The sequence below is a fragment of the Granulicella sp. WH15 genome, from assembly GCF_009914315.1.
In the GTDB taxonomy this organism is placed as follows: domain Bacteria; phylum Acidobacteriota; class Terriglobia; order Terriglobales; family Acidobacteriaceae; genus Edaphobacter.
This window is the reverse complement of sequence record NZ_CP042596.1, coordinates 3,674,688-3,694,627: the sequence shown is the minus strand read 5'-3', so window position 1 is coordinate 3,694,627 and position 19,940 is coordinate 3,674,688. Positions and strand designations below refer to the sequence as shown.

Below are 19,940 nucleotides of genomic sequence, written 5' to 3'. Positions count from 1 at the left end.
TGGCCCTCATTCCTTTTCGGGAACGGCCTAGACTCCGCCGGGTGGAACCGGCCGATACGTCGAACGGCAGATGGTAACCTGCGAAGGATGGTTGTGACGAAGAAACACGGGTTTGCAGCAGGGGCGCGCCTCTATCTCACTCTGCTGGTGGGGCTTCTCACCCTCGGGCAGGCCGGTTGCTCCCGCTTCCGCGCCGCGCCGCAGGAGCAGTTCGTCTACGTCACCGCCAAGCAAACCTTCCTGAGAGACCGGGTCGCCGCCGTCTCGAACCGCACGGCCACCGTCTCGAACGGCGACAAGCTGAAGGTGCTCGAGCACGGCCGCCGCTTCGTGAAGGTGCGGACGGAGAAGGGCGAGATCGGCTGGATCGACGAAAAAGTAGTGGTCAACGGCGATGTGCTGGCCAGCTTCGACACGCTCAAGGACCAGCATAAGGGTGACTCCGTGGTGGCGTCGGCGGTGGTGCGAGACGAGGTTTACCTGCACCTGAGCCCTGGCCGGGATACGGAGCGCTTCTACCGTCTGGCCGAAGGTGACAAGCTCAGTCTGTTGAAGCGGGCGACGATCGTGAAGGCTAACTCGGCCACGACCAATGCGGCACGGGCCAGAAGGGCCATTCCCCAGGCTGTGGGGACCTCCGCGGCCAAGTCCCCGGCGGCTCCAGCCGTGCCGGAGGCTTCCGCTCCCGTCAAGCCGGATGCGGGGGATCAGCCCGCTCCGCCGCCCGTGGTGATGGAGGACTGGTGGCTGGTGCGCGACGGCCAGGGCCACACCGGCTGGCTCTATGCCCGCATGATGGACGTCGATGCGCCGGACACTATCGTCCGCTACGCCGAGGGGCAGCGCATCGTGGGGGCCTACGTCCTGACCACGCTGCACGATCCCGACGCGGGCACCACCGGTAGCGGCCTGGACGTGCCGGTCTACGTGACCGTGCTGAGCCCCTACAAGGCCGGGCTGCCCTACGACTTCGACCAGGTGAGGGTCTTTACCTGGAACATGAAGAAGCACCGCTACGAGACCGGCTTTCGCCAGCGCAATATCGAGGGCTACCTGCCGGTGACGATCACGAACGCGGTCGATCCCAACGCGAAGCCCGGAACGCCCGCAGCCCAGCCCGCGCCGACTTTCAGCTACAAGGCGCTGGCGGCGGACGCTCCGCCGGTGGTGCCCGATCCTGTGACGGGGGCAATGGTGCCTGGCAAGACCGTCACCCAGACCTTCCGGCTGGAGGGCAGTCAACTGCGTCGGATTCTGCCGCCGGGTTCGGGGGCGGCTGCTGTGGTCTCCTCGGCGGCGATTGCGGATACGCTGGCGCATCCTGAAGCGGTCGAGAAAAAGGAAGCCAAGGGCAAAGCGGGAAGACACAGGCACTAAGCAGAGAAACACGCGAAGCGTCCAAAACCGCACGAAGTGCCGCCTGCCCGGCGTGAGGGCGCTTTTGCTGTTGCCTTATGCGTAGAAGCTGCGGATAGCCTCAACAACCGTCTGCTGCTCGTCTTCGCGCAACTCGGGGTACATCGGCAGCGCCAGAACTTCAGCCGCAGCCCGCTCTGATTCGGGAAAGTCCCCGGCCCGATACCCCAGCGATGCCAGACTCTCCTGCAGGTGCAGCGGCAACGGGTAATAGACCTCGGTGCCGATCTTGCGCTGCGTCAGAAACTCGCGCAACTCATCCCGGCGGGGAGCCCGGATGACGTACTGGTGGAAGACGTGCTGTGCGCGCGGATGCGTATAGGGCAGCACCAGCCCGTCCGCAATGGCGCCCGAGGAGGAGAGCAGCCCCGCCGCCAGAAAGAGTTGGTTGTAGCGGGCGGCAAGGTCGCGGCGCTGCTGATTCCAAGCGGGCAGGTGCTTCAGCTTGATCTCGAGAACCGCCGCCTGGATCGTGTCCAGCCGCGAATTCCAGCCGATCTCGTCGTGGAAGTACCGCCGTCTCATCCCGTGGGCGCGCAGCATGGAGGCGCGCTCGGCGAGCGTGGGGGATTTGGTGGTTACCAGCCCGGCGTCGCCGATGGCGGAGAGATTCTTGGTGGGGTAGAAGCTGAAGCACGCGGCATCGCCCAGCGAGCCCGCCGGAGCGCCGTTCCAAGTGGCCCCGAAGGCCTGCGCGGCGTCCTCGATCAGCAACAGGCCGGGGTGATTGCGCTGGAGCGCGGTGAAGCTGTCCCAGTCCGCGCACTGGCCGTAGAGGTGGACCGGCAGCACGGCTTTGACGTTGAGATGCGGATTGGCCTCGATAGCCGTCTGAACCGATGCAGCCGAAAGGTTGAAGGTAAGTGGTTCAATATCAGCGAAGATCGGTTTTGCTCCCGCACGCAGGATGGCACTGGCGGTAGCAAAGAAGCTGAAGGGCGAGGTGATGACCGCGTCAGAGGTAGCGGCGGGTACAGCCTCGGTCGAGTCGCCGATATGGGCGGCGGCGAGCGCCAGCCAGAGGGCGTCGGTGCCGCTGGCGCAGCCGATTCCGTGGGCTACTGAGCAGGCTTCGGCAGCGGCGCGCTCGAAGCTCGAGACCTCAGGACCGAGGATAAAACGCTGTGAGGTACAGACGGATTCGACGGCTGCGAGGATTTCTTCGCGGATCTGAGAAAACTGCCGGGCGAAATCCAGCATCGGAACGGGTTGCAGGGTTGTGACCGCTTCGGATGGCACGTTCTTATGCTACACGGGCATAAGAACCCTGCGGGCAGTACCGTTCCATTTTGGGGCTGAGACAATTTCCGGTTGGAGATCGTCTACGCGCTAGATTGAATTGAGCAGGAATCCAAAGTATTGTCGAGTTGGCCCAGTTAGTTACTTAAGTACCCGTTTGGGTACTAACTGTAGCCTGCGGAACCTTAACAATGCACCACATGGCGTCATTTTTGACGCGAACGGCAAGGAGATCGGCCATGGAATCAAAGCCGGCACAGAATATTCAGGATACCTTCCTGAACACGGTCCGCAAGGACAAGAGCCCGATCACGATCTACCTGGTAAGCGGCGTAAAGCTGACGGGGAAGATCAGATCCTTCGATAAGTACTCGGTTCTGCTCGAGAACAACAGCCAGGAGCAGCTGATCTTCAAGCATGCGATCTCGACTGTGGTGAGTGGCCGCGCCGGTGGCCATATGGAGATGCGGCCCGATACAAGGTCCTCCGAAGGACGTGAGAGTCGCAGCAACGAGAGTCGTCCGGAGCTGCGCCACGGTGTCACGGTGGCTGGCCATGGAACTCCGGAAGTGGTTGCGGCTGCGGCTGAGTAAGGATTGGCGCGGCTGCGGCCGTCGGCGATGAGTACGGCACAGTCCAGACACGAAACAGGCGGCACTCCGCCGTCTCACCCGCGTAACCCGGGGGGGACGGCGGAGCGCGCCGTTCTGGTTGCACTCGAGTTTACCGGGCAGCGGCGCAAGCTGACCGCGGCGGCCAGGCTCGCGCGAAGCTCGGCCCGGGTAGCTGACGGTGCGGTCGATCTGGATGAGATTCTGGGGAGTGCCGGGACTGCTGCGGAGCCGGAAGAGCAGGCTCCGGACCTGGACTTCGAGGCGTCGCTGGCGGAGTTTGAAGAGTTGGCCCGGAGTGCCGGAGCGGAGATTGCGGCGACGATCATTCAGCGTCGCCCACGGCCTGACGCGGCGACGCTGGTGGGCCTCGGCAAGCTGGAGGAGATCGAGGGCGTCATCGCCTCGACCGGGGCGGACGTGGTGCTCTTCGACCACGACCTGAGCCCTTCGCAGTTGCGGAATCTCGACAACCGCCTGCCCTGCCGGGTCATCGACCGGACCCAGTTGATCCTCGATATCTTTGCCCGCCATGCGCGCACCCGAGAGGGACAGTTGCAGGTAGAGCTGGCGCAGCTCGAGTATCAGCTTCCGCGTCTGGCTGGGCGTGGCAAGGCCATGAGCCAGCTCGGCGGCGGCATCGGCACCCGCGGACCGGGTGAGACGCAGCTCGAGACCGACCGCCGCAAGATCAACCTGCGGATCGACCACGTGAAAGAGCAGCTCGAAGCTGTCCGGCGGATTCGCCGCCAGCAGCGGCAGCGGCGCGAGGCGGTTCCAGTGCCGGTGGTGGCGCTGGTGGGGTACACGAACGCGGGCAAGAGCACGTTGTTCAATGCGCTGACCTCGGCGGGGGCACTGGAGTCATCGCGGATGTTCGCCACGTTGGACCCGAAGCTGCGGCAGTTACAATTGCCTTCGCGGCGAAAGATTCTGCTGTCGGATACGGTGGGATTCATCCGCAATCTGCCGCACACGCTGGTGACCAGCTTTCGCGCGACACTGGAGGAGGTGGAGCGCGCCGAGATCCTGCTGCATGTGCGCGATGCCTCGAGCGAGAGCCTGGAGGAGCAGAAGGCGCAGGTGGAGAAGGTGCTGGCGGAGCTGGATATTGCGGGCAAGCCGGTGATCGAGGTGCTGAACAAGATCGACCGGGTGCCGGTGGCCGAGCGTGTGGTTCCAGCGGGCGCGGTGGCAGTGTCGGGACTTACGGGCGAAGGGCTGGACGGTCTGCTGGCGGCCATCGACCGGGAGCTGGTGGTGGATCCGCTGGTGGAGAGACGGTTTCGAGTGCCGCAGGCCGAGGGCGCCGCGCTGGCCGCGCTCGAGGCCGGGGCGATAGTCGCGGAGAAGAACTTCGAGGGCAATCTGGCGTACTTCCGGGCTGTAGGACCGGCTTCGCTGCTGAACCGCTACCGGAGGTTTCACGTTCGCGGGGTAGGTGCGGACGCGGAAAATAGCTGAATTTTCATAGAGATGCAATCATGTTCGAATATCAGGTAAGACGTGCGTTTACCGATCATCTCGGTTGACACTGTCGTAAGTGCTTTGCTAAAAATAACGTGTACGCCAATACTGTACGAAACGCATGTTACCCTCCAGACCGGCTCGATTTTCTATGGATTTTTCCTGCGCGATGACAGCCCCGGCCGACAGATAAAAGAGGTTCCAAGGCAGTCTTAGGCTGTCTCTATCCCCATGGATGAGATTCTTCAACAAGTAGGCGGACTTGTGCTCGGCTCTGTGCCGACGATGGTCCTGTTTGTGCTTCTAGTGGTGGCCTACGGGCTGCTGGTGCGGCGGCCACTGGATCGTGTGCTGGCGGAACGCCGTGCGCGGACGAGCGGTGCGGTCGAGCAGGCGCGTGGTGCGATCAGTGCGGCCGAGGCTGAGACCGAGGCGTACGAGAACAAGCTGCGCGCGGCCAAGAACGAGATCTATCAGGCTCGCGACAAAAAGATGAAGCAGTGGATCGCCGAGCGCGATGCCGCCCTGGCCGAGGCTCGTCTAGCGACGCAGGCGAAGGTCGAGTCGGCGCGGCAGGAGATCGAGCAGGGCGCGGCGGCGGCGCGGCAGCAGATTGAGGGCGCGACGGCTGAGCTGAGCACGCAGATCCTGAAGGCTGTGCTTCCGGCCGGTGTGGAGGTTGCCCAGTGATGAACGTTATGAAGAAGTACTTTGCGGCAGCCCTGCTGGCGGTGGTGTTTCTGGGTACGGCTGGAACGGTATGGGCTCAGGCTGTTGACGACAGTGGCCGTGAGACGACCCCGGCGGCGGTTTCGCCCGAGAAGAACCAGCAGGAGAAGGACGAGAACTACGCGTTCAAGCACTCGGCCGGTGTGGTTGCCTTGGGCAGGATGCTGGGGATGAACGCCGAGGTTGCGGCGACGACGTTTGAGATCGCGAACTTCGTGGTGTTGGCCGGGCTGGTCGGCTTCGGGATGATGAAGATCCTGCCGAAGACCTTCCGGGGGCGGTCGGCCGCAATCCAGAAGCATCTGGTGGATGCACGCGTGGCGACCGAAGAGGCGAGCAAGCGGCTGAGCAGTGTCGAGGCTCGGCTGGCCAAGCTGGACGGCGAGATCGCGGCGATGAAGGCGCAGGCCGACAAGGATGCTGCGGCGGATGAGGCTCGTATCAAGGCCTCGGTCGAGGAAGAGAAGCACAAGATTCTGACGGCGGCTGAGCAGGAGATCGCGGCGGCGTCCGTGCTGGCGAAGCGGCAGTTGCAGGCTTATGCTGCCGAGCTGGCCATCGACCAGGCGGCGCGCAAGCTGGTGGTAACGGCTGAGACCGACCGGCTGCTGGTGCAGGCGTTTGCGGCCCGGTTGACCGGAGATTCGACGAAGGGCGGGCAGAACTAATGGCGGTCTTCGCACCCAAGTATGCCCATGCCTTTGCTTCGGTCGTGGCTTCTGCCAAACTCGATGCAGCCACGGCGCAGCAGCAGTTGAACGACTTTGCCGGAACGCTCGCGGGCAGCCACGAGCTGCGCGAGCTGTTGATGGACCCTTCGTTTCCGCACGATCAGAAGTTGAAGGTGCTGGACGCGGTCTGCGCGAAGATCGGTGTATACCGCGAGGTAAGGAATCTCTTCGCGGTCATCATGGATCATCACCGTCTGGGCGAACTGAACCAGATTGTGGCCGAGTATGCGCTGGTGGCCGATGAGGGCGCCGGTGTGGCTGAGGCCGAGGTGACGAGCGCCCGTTCGCTGAACGAGCAGGATCGCTCGGAGCTGGAGCAGCAGGTGGCCAAGCTCGCCGGAAGCAGGGTGCGCGTGACGTACCGTGAGGATGCGACGCTGCTGGGCGGCGCGGTTGTCCGGATCGGCTCGACGATCTACGACGGGTCGGTGAAGGCGCAGTTGGAACAGATGAAGCAGCGGCTGGTCAGCGCATAGGATTTTCCCCGCAAGCCGGGAACGAATTTAGAAGAATTTAGCAGTACAGGATTAGGTAAACGAGATATGGCACAGATCAACGCAAACGAAATTACCGAGCTGCTTCGCCAGCAGATTGAGAACTACGAGTCGCGCGTTCAGGTGGATGAGGTCGGTACGATCGTATCCCTGGGCGACGGTATCGCCCGCGTACACGGGCTGGACAAGGTCATGGCTGGTGAGCTGATCGAGTTCCCGCACGGCGTGGCCGGACTGGCCATGAACCTCGATGAGGATCAGGTCGGAGCCGTGCTGCTGGGCGACTTCGCTGAGCTGAAAGAGGGTGACCAGGTAAAGCGTACCGGCAAGATCATGTCGGTGCCGGTCGGCGAGGCTCTGATCGGTCGCGTGGTCAATGCGCTGGGTCAGCCCATCGACGACAAGGGCGCGATCGAGACGGACACGTTCCTGCCGGTAGAGCGGCTGGCTCCGGGCGTCATCGACCGCCAGAGCGTGCGTGAGCCGATGGCGACGGGCATCAAGGCCATCGACACGATGATTCCTATTGGGCGCGGCCAGCGTGAGCTGCTGATCGGCGACCGCCAGACGGGTAAGACGGCGATTGCGCTCGACACGATCATCAACTCGGCCAAGAACAACCTGATCTGCATCTACTGTGCGATTGGGCAGAAGCGGTCTTCGGTTGCTCAGGTGGTCCAGACGCTCGAGAGCTACGGCGCGATGGCGTACACCATCGTTGTGGCTGCGACGGCCTCTGAGCCTGCTCCGATGCAGTATCTCGCTCCGTTCGCCGCGACCGCGATGGGCGAGTACTTCCGCGACAGTGGCAAGCACGCGCTGATTATCTATGACGATCTTTCGAAGCACGCGGCCAGCTACCGTGAGATCTCGCTGCTGCTGCGCCGTCCGCCAGGGCGTGAGGCGTACCCCGGAGACGTCTTCTATCTCCACTCGCGTCTGCTCGAGCGTTCGGCGAAGGTCTCGGACAAGCTGGGCGGCGGCTCGCTGACCGCGCTGCCGATCATTGAGACGCAGGCTGGCGACGTTTCGGCTTATATTCCGACCAACGTTATTTCGATCACCGACGGCCAGATCTTTGTGGAGACGGACCTGTTCAACTCGGGTATCCGCCCGGCTGTGAACGTCGGTCTGTCGGTCTCGCGCGTGGGCTTTGCTGCGGCGATCAAGGCGACCAAGCAGGTCGGCTCGACGCTGAAGCTGGACCTGGCGCAGTATCGCGAGCTGGCGGCGTTCTCGCAATTCGGCTCCGACCTCGACAAGGTGACGCAGAACCAGCTCAACCGCGGTGCGCGCCTGGTGGAGCTGCTCAAGCAGCCCCAGTTCCAGCCGCTCCCGGCCGAGAAGCAGGTTGCGATCATCTTTGCCGGAGTCAACGGCCTGCTGGACGATGTGCAGGTGAAGGATCTGCGGGCGTTCGAGGACGGCTTCTATCCGTACCTCGAGTCGGCGCAGCCCACGATCCTGACCGATATCGCGACCAAGAAGGCCATCGACGATGATCTCAAGGCGCGTCTGACGGCGGCGATCAAGGACTTCAAGGCGAGCTTCCTCTCCAATCTGAAGGAAGTGGCGGTGGCGAAGTAGACCATGGCTAACGTTCTCGATCTACGACGCCGCATACGCAGTGTGAAGAACACGCGGCAGATCACCAAGGCCATGAAGATGGTCTCGGCGGCGAAGCTGCGGCGGGCACAGGAGCGCGCGTTGCAGGCGCGACCGTACGCGCAGATGCTGACGAATGTGCTCGAGTCGATGGTGCGCCGGACTGACCTTTACAACCCGGAGACCGGCGAGATTCTGCATCCGCTACTGATGGCCCGCGAGGAGAAGTCCGTGCTGCTGCTAGTAGTTGCGGGCGACAAGGGCTTTGCCGGTGGCTTCAACTCGAACATCGGCAAGGCTGCGCAGAAGTTTATCGACGCGCGAGCGGAACGGGGCCAGAACGTCGACCTCGAACCGATTGGGCGCAAGGCGATCGGCTTCTTCAAGAAGAAGTATCCGGCTGCAAACTACGAAAAGACGGAAGAGCACTACGATAACGATCTTTCGACCCACTACGAGACGATCCGGCATCGCGCGGAGAAGATCGAGGTGGCGGTCGAGCACCCGGACCTGCTGCTGAAGGCGGACTTCGGGGCTGTGACCGAGATCAGCAAGTCGATCATTGCTCGTTACGAGCGGTCGGAGATTGACGCAGTTTACGTGGTGTACAACGAGTTCAAGTCGGTGATCCAGCAGCGCGTGGTGGTTGAGAAGCTGCTGCCGATCTCGCGGCTTGGTGACCATGAGATTGCGTCTGCCCAGGAGATGACCGAGGAGCAGCGGGATGCAGCGGTGAAGGCCGCGCAGTCCGAAGGCATCACGGTCTTCGAGCCGGACACGACGGAGGTGGAGAGGGAAGCGAAGAAGTTCGGAACGGCGGAGGTCGATTACCTCTTCGATCAGTCGCCCGAGGAGCTCTTCGGCCACCTGATGCCGCGTTATGTGACGACGCAGATCTTCCATGCGCTGCTTGAGAGCGTGGCGGCGGAACATGCGGCGCGTATGACGGCGACGGATGCGGCGACCAAGAATGCAGGAGATCTGATCGACAGCCTGAGCCTGACGATGAACCGCGTACGGCAGGCTGCGATTACGAAGGAAATCATCGAGATTGTGAGTGGAGCGGCCGCGCTGTAGGGCGGCTGAAAAGAGACTATGGCAGAGAATATTGGAAAAGTGATTTCGGTCAGCGGCCCGGCCGTTGACGTTCAGTTCGACGAGAAGAGCATGCCGCCGATCTACCAGGCGGTCCGCATCGTGAGCGAGGGCTTCAATGTGCCCGCGCCGCTCGATGTCGTCGTCGAGGTACAGCAGCACCTGGGTGAGGGCCGCGTGCGCTGCATCGCGATGGTCGCGACCGAGGGCATGGTGCGCGGGATGAAGGCGATCGACACGGGCGCGGGCATCATGGTGCCGGTGGGTCGCGAGACGCTGGGCCGCGTGCTCAACGTGCTCGGGCAGCCCGTGGACGAGCTTGGCCCGGTGAACGCCAAGGTACACATGCCGATTCACCGGCAGGCTCCCGCGTTCGACGAGCAGTCGACGTCGGAGGAGATGTTCGAGACCGGCATCAAGGTCATCGACCTGATCCAGCCGTTCCTTAAGGGCGGTAAGATCGGCCTCTTTGGAGGCGCCGGTGTGGGCAAGACGGTCGTCATTCAGGAGCTCATCAACAACGTCGCGCAGCAGCACGGTGGCTTCTCGGTCTTCGCCGGAGTCGGTGAGCGCACCCGTGAGGGGAACGACCTCTGGCACGAGTTCCAGGAGTCGGGCGTTATTGATATTCACGACTTCAATAAGAGCAAAGCGGCGCTGATCTACGGGCAGATGACCGAGCCGCCAGGGGCGCGTCTGCGCGTGGCGCTGACCGGCCTGACCGTTGCGGAGTACTTCCGCGACGTCGAGGGTGCGGACACGCTGCTGTTCATCGACAACATCTTCCGGTTCACGCAGGCCGGTTCCGAGGTTTCGACGCTGCTGGGCCGTATGCCCTCGGCCGTGGGATACCAGCCGAACCTGGCGACCGAGATGGGTGAGCTGCAGGAGCGCATCACCTCGACCAAGAAGGGCTCGATTACGTCGGTGCAGGCTGTCTACGTTCCGGCCGACGACTTGACCGACCCGGCTCCGGCGACGACCTTTGCCCACCTCGATGCGACCACGGTGCTCTCGCGTCCGCTGTCGGAGTTGGGTATCTACCCGGCGGTCGACCCGTTGGCTTCGACCTCGCGTATCCTCTCGCCCCGCATCGTCGGGCAGGAGCACTACGACGTGGCGCAGGGCGTGAAGCGGATTCTGCAGCGGTACAAGGATCTACAGGACATCATCGCGATTCTGGGTATCGACGAGCTTTCGGAAGAGGATAAGATCACCGTCGCGCGTGCGCGTAAGGTGCAGCGCTTCCTCTCGCAGCCCTTCCACGTGGCCGAGATCTTTACCGGTATTCCTGGCGCTTACGTGAAGGTGGAAGACACGATCCGCAGCTTCAAGGAGATCATCGACGGTAAGCACGATGCGATCCCGGAGCAGGCGTTTTACCTCAAGGGCGGCATCGAAGATGTGATTGCGGCCGCTGAGAAGATGAAGCAGAACGCATAAGCCATGGCAGAGACGACACAAGACGGGAAGTTGGCGGTTCGGCTGGTAACGCCGGACCGCGTGTTGCTGGAGGCGACGGCGGACGCGGTTGAGCTGCCGTCGGCCTCTGGATACCTGGAGGCGCTCTACGGCGCGACTCCTCTGCTTGCAGAGCTGGGCGCGGGCGAGGTGCGGCTGCATGGCGGCAGCTCGGGCGACCAGAAGTTCTTTGTCGCGTGGGGCTTTGTCGAGGTTCTGCCGGATCGGGTGACGATCCTGGCGGAGCGGGCGATGGCTCCGGGCGAGATCGACCGGGCGCACGCAGAGCAGGAACGGCAGCGCGGCGAGAAGATGTGGGCCGAGGCTGGCGATAGTGCGGCTGTATACGACGAGGCGAATGAGATCATCCGGGAGTCGGAGGAAGAGATCGCTTCGGCTGAAGGTAAGAGCCATTAATTGTTTATTGAGTAGAGAAGAGGCCCGGCGATTGCCGGGCCTCTTCTTTTTGGTGGGGAAAATACGCGCAGCGTCCAAGACCGCACGAAGTGCCGCCCGCCCGGCGTTAGGGCGCTTTTGCCTTTGCTTCTTGAAAAAGGCACAACGTGGATAAGACGGATAAAAAGGGATCAAGCTGGAGTTGTGGGTGAGTTGAAGAAAGCATACCTCGGGGGCTAAAGCCCGCTTCTGTGTGTGTTTTTAATGTCCGGGCTAAAGCCAGGACCTACCTCAGAAGCAACGGTAGGAACAACTGCAAAAACAAAACAGAAGCAGATTCCTCCGCTTCGCTCCTGAATGACAACCAAGAAGACAGGCAACGGCAAAAGCGCCCTCACGCCGGGCGGGCGGCACTTCGTGCAGTCTTGGACGCTGCGCGTGAAATGCCAAATGCCCCATTCATCCACGGTTTTACCGTGGATGAATGGGGCATTTGAAGGTTGATTGCTACTTCTTTTTAGTGGTGGTCTTTGCAGCAGTTTTTGCTGCGGGTTTGGTTGTGGCTTTGGCCGGAGCAGGGGCCTTTGCGGCGGCTGGTTTTGCGGCTGGCGGCTTGGGAGCGGCTGGAGGAGGCTCGACGGCGGCGGCTGTTGCCTCCGGCCCTGGGGTGGCAGTCGCCTCGGCCTGCTGGCGCAGGGCGTGGACGACCACTCGGAGCATCTCTTCCTCAGGCGCGGGCTTGCCGGTCCATATCTCGAACTGGCGCGCTCCCTGCTGGATAAACATCTCGACGCCGGTGATGACGGGGATGTTCAGCTGGCGGGCCAGCTTCAGCAGCGGGGTGTCGACCGGGTTGTAGACGAGGTCGAAGACCACCTTGGGCTGGAGCTTCTGCAGCTCGTCGGCCGAGAGCAACTGCGCGCCCTTCTGGCCCTTCATGCCGATGGGGGTGGCATTGACGACGACGTCGAAGGTGGCCTTGGCCAGAGCCTCGCGCTTGATGACCTTGGCCCCGGCCTGCTTGGCGAGCTTGGCGGCTGTCTCGGGCGTGCGGTTCAGGATGTGGACCTCGGCGCCCTTGTCGCGAAGCCCGAATACAGCGGCGCGGGCGGCTCCTCCGGCCCCTAGTACGAGGATCTTCGAGCCGGCGATGGGCAGCCGCTTCTCGAGCGGGCCGACGACCCCGGCGACGTCCGTATTGAAGCCGTAGAGATTGCCGTCCTGAGCGCGCAGCACCGTGTTGACGGCCCCGATCTTGGCCGAGAGTGGGTCGGTGTGGGCCAGATGCTGCATGATCGTCTGCTTGTGCGGCATCGTGATGGAGAGGCCATGCAGGGGGATCTCGCGGACGAGCCGGGCGAGGTCGGCGACGTCGGTGGTCTCGAGCGCGAGGTAGACGGCGTTGACGGTCTCGCGGCGGAAGGCCGTGTTCATCATCAGCGGCGAGAGCGACTTGCCGACGGGGTGTCCGGCGACGCCATAGACCTTGGTGGCCGCGTCCACCTCGTCGATCCGGTAGGTGTCGAGCAGGGTGCGGGCGGCGATCTGGCCGGGGCCGGTCTCCTCGCCGACGGTGGCCGCGGCGAAGGTGAAGAGTGAGCCGGAGCGAACGCCGAGGACGCGGGAGGTGATGCCCGCCTCGCCCATGGCCATGCCGATCAGGTTGCTCTCGTCCTCGTGGCGCTCGAGGAAGCGCAGCAGGGTGACGTTGTCGGAGAGGGTGCGGGCGGTGGGGACGATCTTGATGAAGTCGGGCTGGAACGCCTGGATGCGGTCGTAGACGGCGTCGAGGTCGCCGGTGGCTTTGAAGTCGTGCCAGGAGATGAGCATGGCGGCGGGGCTGTCTCGAAGGCGCTGGAGGTCGGCCTTCTTGTGAGCTTCGGCAGACTCGATCTCGATATCGACGATGTGGAAACCGGCCTCGGCGGCCTTGACGAGGATGTCGAGCTGGGCGGCGGCGGAGCCGGTGAAGCTGCCTCCGTTAGGTGTGCGTCGACAGGTCGCGATGGCGGTCGCGGCGGTGTTTTCGGCCAGGAAGGCCTGGAAACGCGGCAGCGCGGCGGCGGGCTTGTCGAGGTAGTCGAGCCGGAACTCGAGGAAGGGCGTTTCTTTAACGGCGGCGGTGGCGCGGTCGATCATGTCGCCGACGCTGGAGCCGGTGAGCGCGACACAGATGCGGCTCATACGGGTGCGAAGATATTGGATAGACGGACTAGGCAAAGTATTTTCTCAAGGACGCAATTCGCGGTATCTTACAGACCGCTTCGTCAGGATGCAAGATCGGCAGTCTGCAATGTATTGATTCGGCACAGTGTATGACGGGTGCGTTTGGATAAATGTTATCGGGAGTTTGCGATGGATGTTGTGAAAGTTTCCGAATGGCAACAATATAGATGGCTTCGGCATGGATTCAGCACGCGTGCGGGTGGATTTTCCACAATTTATGGGCCGTCGGAGCTCAATTTGGGAATGACGAAGGACGATGACCCGGAGCTGGTGCGGGCGAACCGGGCTCGGCTGGTGGAGGAGGCCGGGGTGGGTGGGCTGGTGACGCTGCGGCAGGTTCACTCGGATGAGGTACTGGTGGCCAGGGCGGCGGGACCGGCGGGCGATGGGGATGGATTGATGACGGACGAGGCTGGGTTGACGCTGGGGATCCAGACGGCGGATTGCGTACCGGTGCTGGTGGCCGATGTGCGGCGGCGGCGGGTGGCGGCGTTCCATGCGGGCTGGCGGGGGACGGTGTCGGGCATCGTCGAGAGCGGGGTGGAGAAGCTGCGGCGGGAGTTCGGCTCGGCGGCGGAGGATCTGGTGGGGGCGGTGGGTCCGGCGATTGGAGCTTGCTGCTATACCGTCGGGGACGAGGTGCGGGGGGCGTTTGGGGAGCGGTTCTCTTGTGCGGAGGAGCTGTTTGCCCAGAGGGAGGGTGGGCTGCATTTGGATCTGGCCGAGGCGAATCGGAGGCAGTTGATGGCCGCCGGGGTGGACAGGGTGACGGTGGTGGGGGAGTGTACGGCCTGTGCCCGGGTGGGCGAGCGGCGGAAGTACTTCTCGCATCGGGCCGAGAAGGGGTTTACCGGGCGGATGATGAGTGTGATTGGGATGACGGCTTAGATCGTCTTTACGCGAAACGTCGAGAACCGCACGAAGTGCCGTTTGCTTATGAGGCTTTGCAGAGTTCTTCGATGAGGGATTCGCGGTGCTGGAGGGCGATGGTGTCGGCGTGGTCGAGGACCTTGAGGTAGGCGAAGAGGGAACAGGCTGAGAGAACGATCAGGATCGGGATCGGTAGCCAGGGGCGCGAGAGGGACTGTCCCAGGATGTACAGGCCCGCGGTCAGACCGGCGGAGAGGAGCATCAGGCCGATGCTCATCAATCCGCTGAGCTGGGAGGCTTGCTTGCGGGCGAGCTTGCCGGGGTCGAGCTTCTTGGGGGCGGTGAAGGAACGGAGATTACCGACGGCGGTGTTGGCCAGGGTAGCGAAGACGACCCAGAGCAGGGTGGTGAACGTCAGCAGGAGCGGCGGCGTGCCCGCGGCGTAGGCCACGACGCCGTAGACCAGCGCCACCTGCACGGCGGTGATGAGGAAGATCAGCAGATTTTTGGCCAGCAGCACGCTGCGGAAGCGGACCGGCGCAAGGAAGTAGAACTGGACTCCGGCCTGGTCGAGTCCGAACGAGTTGTAGGGGAGCGCGGCGAGGCCAAGGATGGAGTAGCCCATGCCCAGCGGGAAGGCCATGCCGGTGTGCGAGAGCGTGCCCAGGCGTCCGGCGAAGATGACGACCATGCCGACCGGGGCGAGCAGGCCGTAGAGCTGGGTGGTGCTGCGGCGGACGTAGGTTAGCTCCTTCTGGAAGATGGCGGCTACGGGGGCGCTGAGGCCGTAGGTGGCCCAGCTTCGAGCTGCGGCTGGGGAGGAGGCTGGCCGAGGCGCGGGCTGGTCGGATGGGGTGATGGTGTCGGAGAGGGCTTCGCCCTGGAACTCGCGGTGGGTGCGCCAGGCGAAGACGGCCAGGAAGACGGCGGCGTAGAGGAGCACCGCGACCAGTCCGGCCAAGGCGGCGAAGGTCTGGTGGGCGGCGGCGTGGAGGATGGCTCCGCTGGCCAGCCCGGCGGGCAGGCAGGCGGCGATGGGCTGGATGCTCCGGAGGAAGTGCGCCGCGGCGGCGATCCGGGCGGCCTGCTGGGCGTGGTTGGTGTGACCGCCCAGGCCGTTGTAGGTGACGTTGAGGTACTGGAAGCCGATGCCGATGGCAAACAAGATGCCAGTGAAGACCTCGCGGGCGCGCCGGGTGGAGAGCCAGCGGTCGACCCAGGCGAAGACCATGCGGGTGAAGAGGATGTTGGCCAGCGCGAAGGTGAGGGCGGCGGCCAGGGCGATGGGGATCAGGCTCGGCCGCGCGATGCCGATGCCGACCACCGAGGCCAGCAGCGCCATGGTGCCGATGACGGTGGAGGCGGCGAGCAGGCCGAGGAAGAGCCGGATGACCAGGTAGCGCGGGAACGAGAGCGGGAAGCGGATGAGGGATTCGGGATCGAACGAGAGGCCTGGCGGCGAGAGGTTGATGCTGACCAGCACCCAGAGGGTGAAGACGGCCCAGTAGATCAGGTTGAGCGCTGCCAGGTTGCCGCTGCTGACCGCCTCGTAGGCGGCGAAGCCGGTGCCGATGGTAGGCCCCAGAGCGAAGGCCGCGAAGATGGGGTAGAGCAGGACGCGGGCGACCAGCTCGCCGGTGCCGCCCTTGCGGCGGAAGCCGTTGAGGAAGAGGCGTCCGCGCAGGTAGGCGACGGCGCGGAAGTGGGTCGAGGCCGGGATTGGGCTGGTTTGGCTTAGCCGAGCCACGAGAGCTCCTGCTCGGGCGGGGCGACGCCGGTGGTGCCGAGCACGTTGAGGAAGATCTGCTCGAGCGTGGCCTGCTGGGTCTCGCCGTCCGGCCCCGGCAAGGTGTGAACCCCGGCGCGGAGTTCTTCGAGCGAGCCTTGGGCGACTAGCGTTCCCTTTTGGATGATGGCCACGTGGGTGCAGAGCCGTTCGACGATCTCGAGGACGTGCGAGGTGAGGAAGATGGTCGCGCCGCGGTGGATCATGCCTTGCAGCATGGATTTGAGGGTGCCCGCGGCGATGGCGTCGACTCCCTCGAACGGTTCGTCGAGGAAGAGCACTTTAGGGCCGTGGATGACGGCGGCGGCCAGCGCGAGCTTCTTCTGCATCCCGTGGGAGAAGTCGGTGATGAGCTTCTTCTGCTCGTTGGCCAGCGACATGAACTCCAGAAGCTCGGTTGTGCGCTCGCGCGTGGTGGCCGGATCGAGGCCGTACATGCGGCCCACGAAGGTCAGGTACTCGGGCGCGGTGAGGCGGCCGAAGAGCGCGAGGCCCTCGGGGACGACGCCGATTTGGCGCTTCAGGGCCACGGTGTTGGCCAGCAGGTCTTCGCCCAGGATCTCGATGGAGCCGGAGGTGGGGGCGAGCAGGCCGGTCAGCATCTTGATGGTGGTGGATTTGCCCGCGCCGTTCGGACCGAGGAAGCCGAAGAACTGGCCCGGCGCGACCGTCAGGTTTACGTCGCGGACGGCGGTGAAGGCGTCGAAGCGACGGGTGAGCGCGGTGGTCCGGATGGCGGGAGCGGTGTCGGACATTGCGATGAGTTTAGAGCATTTCGAGCGGAGCTAGAATAGTGCGGGGAGCGAGATGCGATGGGAATGAGCGATGAGGTCTTCGAGGTAATGTGTCCGGACTGCGGGGCGAGGATCAAGGTGGACCCGGTGACGCGGAGCATTATTGCGCACACGTCGGCCCCGAAGAAGAAGACCTTTGAGGACTTCGGTGACGCGGCGCGGGCGTTGCGCGAGGCCGATGCCCGGAGAGACTCGCTGTTTGCACAGAGCCTGGATGCGCAGAAGAACAAGGACGATGTGCTGGCGAAGAAGTTCGCCGAGGCCGTGAAAGAGGCGAAGAAGACGCCGCTCGCGGGTAAGCCGCTGCGGGATTTTGATCTGGACTAGGGATTTAGATTAGGCGCTCTTCAGGCCGGATTCGGCGATGGCTGCGGAGATCACCTCGTCGGCGATGCCCTGCTTGCGCAGGCTTTCGGTGAGTATCTGGACGGGGGAGTTCTCCAGCCGGGTGAGATCCTGGCGCAGCCCTTGGCCGATGTAGGCGCGGATGAGGGGTTGGTAGCCGGAGAAGCCCAGCATCGGGGCGATCTCTTTCAGCTCTTCCAGAACGTTTTCCGGCATTCTCATGCTGATCGTCGTCATCTTGCGCGGGCGTTGGAGCCGCTGCTGGATTCGCTCAGTCGTTGTCTTCATATTGCCTCCTCTCGTGTCCGGTGGCGGGACGGGCGGAGATGATCCGGATCGTCTCGCGCTCTCTGACCAGATGAACGACGAACAGTATCTTCAGGTCGCTGGTTGCGCCGATGGCTGCTTCCCGTTGCTCGTCTCCGTCGGTCGCATCCTGCGTGTAGAGAAAAGAGTCGAAGAAGACTTCACAGGCTTGATCGAAGCTGACACCGTGTTTGCTGAGATTGCCTGATGCTTTCTCTGTATCCCAGACGAACCGCTGGCCTCGGTAGTTAGAGTAGAGGTCCATTGCTGGTTATTGTATATACGTTGTGTATACAATGTACACACGCGACAGGTGTGATTTTGGGGTGGAATACGCGAACGTCAGTTCGTAAGAGCTGGGTTGTAGACTGAGATAATGCCTCCTATCCTCAACGCGCAGGGCGTAAGCAAACGGTTCGGCGCGACGCCACTCTTTCAGGATGTCTCCTTTGTCGTCTCCGACGGCGACCACATCGGCCTTATCGGGCCGAACGGCGCGGGTAAAAGCACGCTGCTCAAGGTGCTTGCCGGGGAGGAAGACGCCGACACCGGCGATGTCGCCATTCGTAAGCGGGCGCGGGTCGGATATGTGCGACAGGAGTCGCACTTTGCTCCGAAGCTGACCGTGCGTGGTGTGCTCGAGGCCGCGCTGGTGAAGGCAGGCGTGCCCGAGGGCGAGCACGAGGGGCGTCTGCGTGAGACGCTGGGGCGTACCGGCTTTCCGGACCTGATGGCCGAGGCGGCGAAGCTCTCGGGCGGCTGGCGCAAGCGTCTGGCTATTGCGGAGGCGGTGGTTTCAAGTCCCGACGTGCTGCTGCTCGACGAGCCTACGAATCACCTGGATCTGGCGGGCATCGCGTGGCTGGAGCAGTTGATTCAGCAGACCGAATCGGCCGTGGTGATGGTCTCGCACGACCGTTATTTTCTGGAGTCGACCGCGACCGAGATGGTCGAGCTGAACCGCGTGTATGCCGAAGGGCTGCTGCGGGTGAAGGGATCGTACTCGAAGTTTCTCGAGGGCAAGGCGCAGTACATGGAGTCGCAGTCGAAGCTGCAGGAGTCGCTGCGCAACCGGGTGAAGACCGAGACGGAGTGGCTGCGGCGTGGGCCCAAGGCGCGGACGACCAAGTCGAAGGCTCGGATCGACTCGGCGAATGAGCTGATCGGGCAGTTGAAGGAGGTCAACTCGCGCACCCAGACGGCGAGCGCGGGGATCGACTTTTCGGCGACCGAGCGGCAGACCAAGCGGCTGGTGGAGTTGGAGGATGTCTCCTGCGTGCTGGGAGACCGCACGATTGTGGAGGGGCTGAACTTTCTGGTGACGTCGGGGATGCGCGTGGGCCTGGTGGGGCCGAACGGCGCGGGTAAGACGACGATTCTGCGGCTGTTGACGGGTGAGCTTGCGCCGTCGAAGGGGACGATCAAGCTGGCCTCGTCGTTGAGGATTGTCTACTTCTCGCAGATGCGCGAGCTGGACGAGAACCTGACGCTACGGCGGGCGCTGGCTCCGGATTCGGACTCGGTGGTTTACCAGGGGCGCGTGGTTCATGTCGCCAGTTATGCGACCAAGTTTCTGTTTACCAGCGAGCAGTTGAACCAGCCGGTGGAGCGGCTGAGCGGAGGCGAGCGGGCGCGGGTGCTGATCGCGAAGCTGATGCTCGAACCTGCCGATCTGCTGTTGCTGGATGAGCCTACGAACGATTTGGATATCGCTACGCTAGAGATTTTGGAAGAGAGTTTGCTTGAGTACACCGGCGCGCTGGTGCTGGTGACGCACGATCGCTACATGCTGGACCGGGTCTCGACGGTGGTGCTGGGGCTGGACGGCAAGGGTAATGCCGAGAGGTTCTCGGACTACTCGCAGTGGGAGCAGTGGCGCGGCGGTGCGATTGAGGAGCCGATTGCTCCGGGTGAGGCGGGGACGGCGGTGGCCGGTGCGGCTCCGGCGGCGGCTACTAGCACGGGTAAGAAGAAGCTGAGCTACCTGGAGGCGCGAGAGTTTGCGGGCATCGAGGCCAAGGTGGATGCGGCTGAGGAGCGGTTGCAGGCGGCTCGGGAGAAGCTTGAGGATAATGCGGTGGTGACCGATCCGGTGAAGCTGACGGCGGCGCTGAAGGAGATGGAAGACGCGCAGAGTGAGGCGGACGGCTTGTATGCGCGTTGGGCGGAGCTGACCGAGAAGGCTGGTTGAGTGATCTTCTGAGGTCCTCCCGTTGGTCGGAAGTGAGCAATCTTCGTTTCCGACCAACGGGAGGACCTTTGTACTTTGAGTCATTGAGACAAGTATGAAAGTCACGAAGTGACCGCTCCGCGCGCAGCGGGCCTGTCCGGCAGGACAGAGTCGTGGGTAGTTGCGCTATTCTGCTGAG

19 protein-coding genes are annotated in these 19,940 nt (G+C 63.4%); 13 read left to right on the top strand and 6 right to left on the bottom strand.

The window, feature by feature from the left end; translation table 11 throughout:
* Positions 1–93: 93 nt before the first annotated feature.
* The gene (locus FTO74_RS15280) at positions 94–1,377 is read left to right on the top strand and encodes an SH3 domain-containing protein (RefSeq protein WP_255462308.1); all 1,284 of its coding nucleotides are present in this window, start codon (positions 94–96) and stop codon (positions 1,375–1,377) included.
* A 75-nt stretch (positions 1,378–1,452) separates the two neighbouring features.
* Here the strand turns inward: FTO74_RS15280 and FTO74_RS15275 are convergent, their stop codons facing one another.
* Positions 1,453–2,655: a DegT/DnrJ/EryC1/StrS family aminotransferase gene (locus tag FTO74_RS15275; RefSeq protein ID WP_345933380.1), complete on the bottom strand. Its 1,203-nt coding sequence runs from the start codon at positions 2,653–2,655 to the stop codon at positions 1,453–1,455.
* Between the two features lie 239 nt (positions 2,656–2,894).
* On the opposite strand from FTO74_RS15275, the gene hfq reads away from it, so the two are divergent.
* From hfq to atpC, 9 genes are all read left to right on the top strand, one after another.
* Positions 2,895–3,248, top strand: a complete 354-nt coding sequence (gene hfq, locus FTO74_RS19820; RefSeq protein ID WP_255462307.1) for an RNA chaperone Hfq — start codon at positions 2,895–2,897, stop codon at positions 3,246–3,248.
* 27 nt (positions 3,249–3,275) lie between these two features.
* Complete coding sequence (gene hflX, locus FTO74_RS15265; protein ID WP_162538920.1) at positions 3,276–4,730, top strand: GTPase HflX; 1,455 nt, start codon at positions 3,276–3,278, stop codon at positions 4,728–4,730.
* 234 nt (positions 4,731–4,964) lie between these two features.
* Positions 4,965–5,423, top strand: coding sequence for an ATP synthase F0 subunit B (locus FTO74_RS15260; RefSeq protein ID WP_162538919.1), 459 nt, complete (start codon positions 4,965–4,967; stop codon positions 5,421–5,423).
* Entirely contained in the window at positions 5,423–6,130 is a 708-nt protein-coding gene (locus FTO74_RS15255; RefSeq protein ID WP_162538918.1) for an ATP synthase F0 subunit B, read from the top strand. The genes FTO74_RS15260 and FTO74_RS15255 overlap by 1 nt, the downstream gene beginning before the upstream one ends.
* Positions 6,130–6,669, top strand: coding sequence for an ATP synthase F1 subunit delta (atpH, locus tag FTO74_RS15250; RefSeq protein ID WP_162538917.1), 540 nt, complete (start codon positions 6,130–6,132; stop codon positions 6,667–6,669). Before FTO74_RS15255 ends, atpH begins: the two co-directional genes overlap by 1 nt.
* A gap of 66 nt (positions 6,670–6,735) precedes the next feature.
* Positions 6,736–8,274, top strand: a complete 1,539-nt coding sequence (atpA, locus tag FTO74_RS15245) for a F0F1 ATP synthase subunit alpha (protein ID WP_162538916.1) — start codon at positions 6,736–6,738, stop codon at positions 8,272–8,274.
* Between the two features lie 3 nt (positions 8,275–8,277).
* Positions 8,278–9,369 (top strand): FoF1 ATP synthase subunit gamma, encoded by a 1,092-nt coding sequence (locus tag FTO74_RS15240; protein ID WP_162538915.1) that lies wholly within the window; start codon positions 8,278–8,280, stop codon positions 9,367–9,369.
* Between the two features lie 18 nt (positions 9,370–9,387).
* Entirely contained in the window at positions 9,388–10,830 is a 1,443-nt protein-coding gene (atpD, locus tag FTO74_RS15235; RefSeq protein ID WP_162538914.1) for a F0F1 ATP synthase subunit beta, read from the top strand.
* Between the two features lie 3 nt (positions 10,831–10,833).
* Entirely contained in the window at positions 10,834–11,265 is a 432-nt protein-coding gene (gene atpC / locus FTO74_RS15230) for an ATP synthase F1 subunit epsilon (RefSeq protein WP_162538913.1), read from the top strand.
* A 486-nt stretch (positions 11,266–11,751) separates the two neighbouring features.
* Here the strand turns inward: atpC and aroE are convergent, their stop codons facing one another.
* Positions 11,752–13,428 (bottom strand): shikimate dehydrogenase, encoded by a 1,677-nt coding sequence (gene aroE / locus FTO74_RS15225; protein ID WP_162538912.1) that lies wholly within the window; start codon positions 13,426–13,428, stop codon positions 11,752–11,754.
* Positions 13,429–13,599: 171 nt separating this feature from the next.
* Here aroE and pgeF point away from each other — a divergent pair, with 171 nt between their 5' ends.
* Positions 13,600–14,358, top strand: a complete 759-nt coding sequence (gene pgeF / locus FTO74_RS15220) for a peptidoglycan editing factor PgeF (protein ID WP_162538911.1) — start codon at positions 13,600–13,602, stop codon at positions 14,356–14,358.
* A 46-nt stretch (positions 14,359–14,404) separates the two neighbouring features.
* Here pgeF and FTO74_RS15215 read toward each other — a convergent pair whose 3' ends face one another.
* Positions 14,405–16,087: a hypothetical protein gene (locus FTO74_RS15215; protein ID WP_162538910.1), complete on the bottom strand. Its 1,683-nt coding sequence runs from the start codon at positions 16,085–16,087 to the stop codon at positions 14,405–14,407.
* A complete protein-coding gene (locus tag FTO74_RS15210; protein WP_162538909.1) occupies positions 16,075–16,881 on the bottom strand; it encodes an ABC transporter ATP-binding protein in 807 nt (268 codons plus the stop codon). The genes FTO74_RS15215 and FTO74_RS15210 overlap by 13 nt, the downstream gene beginning before the upstream one ends.
* Positions 16,882–16,938: 57 nt before the next feature.
* Here FTO74_RS15210 and FTO74_RS15205 point away from each other — a divergent pair, with 57 nt between their 5' ends.
* Positions 16,939–17,247, top strand: a complete 309-nt coding sequence (locus tag FTO74_RS15205; RefSeq protein ID WP_162538908.1) for a hypothetical protein — start codon at positions 16,939–16,941, stop codon at positions 17,245–17,247.
* A 9-nt stretch (positions 17,248–17,256) separates the two neighbouring features.
* On the opposite strand, the gene FTO74_RS15200 is transcribed toward FTO74_RS15205, so the two are convergent.
* On the bottom strand, positions 17,257–17,553 hold the full coding sequence (locus FTO74_RS15200) for a hypothetical protein (RefSeq protein WP_162538907.1): 297 nt from the start codon (positions 17,551–17,553) through the stop codon (positions 17,257–17,259).
* Positions 17,537–17,836, bottom strand: a complete 300-nt coding sequence (locus FTO74_RS15195; RefSeq protein ID WP_162538906.1) for a BrnT family toxin — start codon at positions 17,834–17,836, stop codon at positions 17,537–17,539. The genes FTO74_RS15200 and FTO74_RS15195 overlap by 17 nt, the downstream gene beginning before the upstream one ends.
* A 111-nt stretch (positions 17,837–17,947) precedes the next feature.
* On the opposite strand from FTO74_RS15195, the gene FTO74_RS15190 reads away from it, so the two are divergent.
* On the top strand, positions 17,948–19,762 hold the full coding sequence (locus FTO74_RS15190) for an ABC-F family ATP-binding cassette domain-containing protein (protein WP_162538905.1): 1,815 nt from the start codon (positions 17,948–17,950) through the stop codon (positions 19,760–19,762).
* Positions 19,763–19,940 lie beyond the last annotated feature (178 nt).

Excerpts from the sequence above, each read along its gene's own strand:
- atpA (WP_162538916.1), top strand. The coding sequence starts at position 6,736 with ATGGCACAGATCAACGCAAACGAAATTACCGAGCTGCTTCGCCAGCAG.
- FTO74_RS15260 (WP_162538919.1), top strand. The coding sequence starts at position 4,965 with ATGGATGAGATTCTTCAACAAGTAGGCGGACTTGTGCTCGGCTCTGTG.
- atpD (WP_162538914.1), top strand. The coding sequence starts at position 9,388 with ATGGCAGAGAATATTGGAAAAGTGATTTCGGTCAGCGGCCCGGCCGTT.
- hflX (WP_162538920.1), top strand. The coding sequence starts at position 3,276 with ATGAGTACGGCACAGTCCAGACACGAAACAGGCGGCACTCCGCCGTCT.
- FTO74_RS15210 (WP_162538909.1), bottom strand. The coding sequence starts at position 16,881 with ATGTCCGACACCGCTCCCGCCATCCGGACCACCGCGCTCACCCGTCGC.
- aroE (WP_162538912.1), bottom strand. The coding sequence starts at position 13,428 with ATGAGCCGCATCTGTGTCGCGCTCACCGGCTCCAGCGTCGGCGACATG.
- atpC (WP_162538913.1), top strand. The coding sequence starts at position 10,834 with ATGGCAGAGACGACACAAGACGGGAAGTTGGCGGTTCGGCTGGTAACG.
- FTO74_RS15240 (WP_162538915.1), top strand. The coding sequence starts at position 8,278 with ATGGCTAACGTTCTCGATCTACGACGCCGCATACGCAGTGTGAAGAAC.
- atpH (WP_162538917.1), top strand. The coding sequence starts at position 6,130 with ATGGCGGTCTTCGCACCCAAGTATGCCCATGCCTTTGCTTCGGTCGTG.
- FTO74_RS15205 (WP_162538908.1), top strand. The coding sequence starts at position 16,939 with ATGGGAATGAGCGATGAGGTCTTCGAGGTAATGTGTCCGGACTGCGGG.
- pgeF (WP_162538911.1), top strand. The coding sequence starts at position 13,600 with ATGGATGTTGTGAAAGTTTCCGAATGGCAACAATATAGATGGCTTCGG.
- hfq (WP_255462307.1), top strand. The coding sequence starts at position 2,895 with ATGGAATCAAAGCCGGCACAGAATATTCAGGATACCTTCCTGAACACG.
- FTO74_RS15190 (WP_162538905.1), top strand. The coding sequence starts at position 17,948 with ATGCCTCCTATCCTCAACGCGCAGGGCGTAAGCAAACGGTTCGGCGCG.
- FTO74_RS15195 (WP_162538906.1), bottom strand. The coding sequence starts at position 17,836 with ATGGACCTCTACTCTAACTACCGAGGCCAGCGGTTCGTCTGGGATACA.
- FTO74_RS15255 (WP_162538918.1), top strand. The coding sequence starts at position 5,423 with ATGAACGTTATGAAGAAGTACTTTGCGGCAGCCCTGCTGGCGGTGGTG.
- FTO74_RS15200 (WP_162538907.1), bottom strand. The coding sequence starts at position 17,553 with ATGAAGACAACGACTGAGCGAATCCAGCAGCGGCTCCAACGCCCGCGC.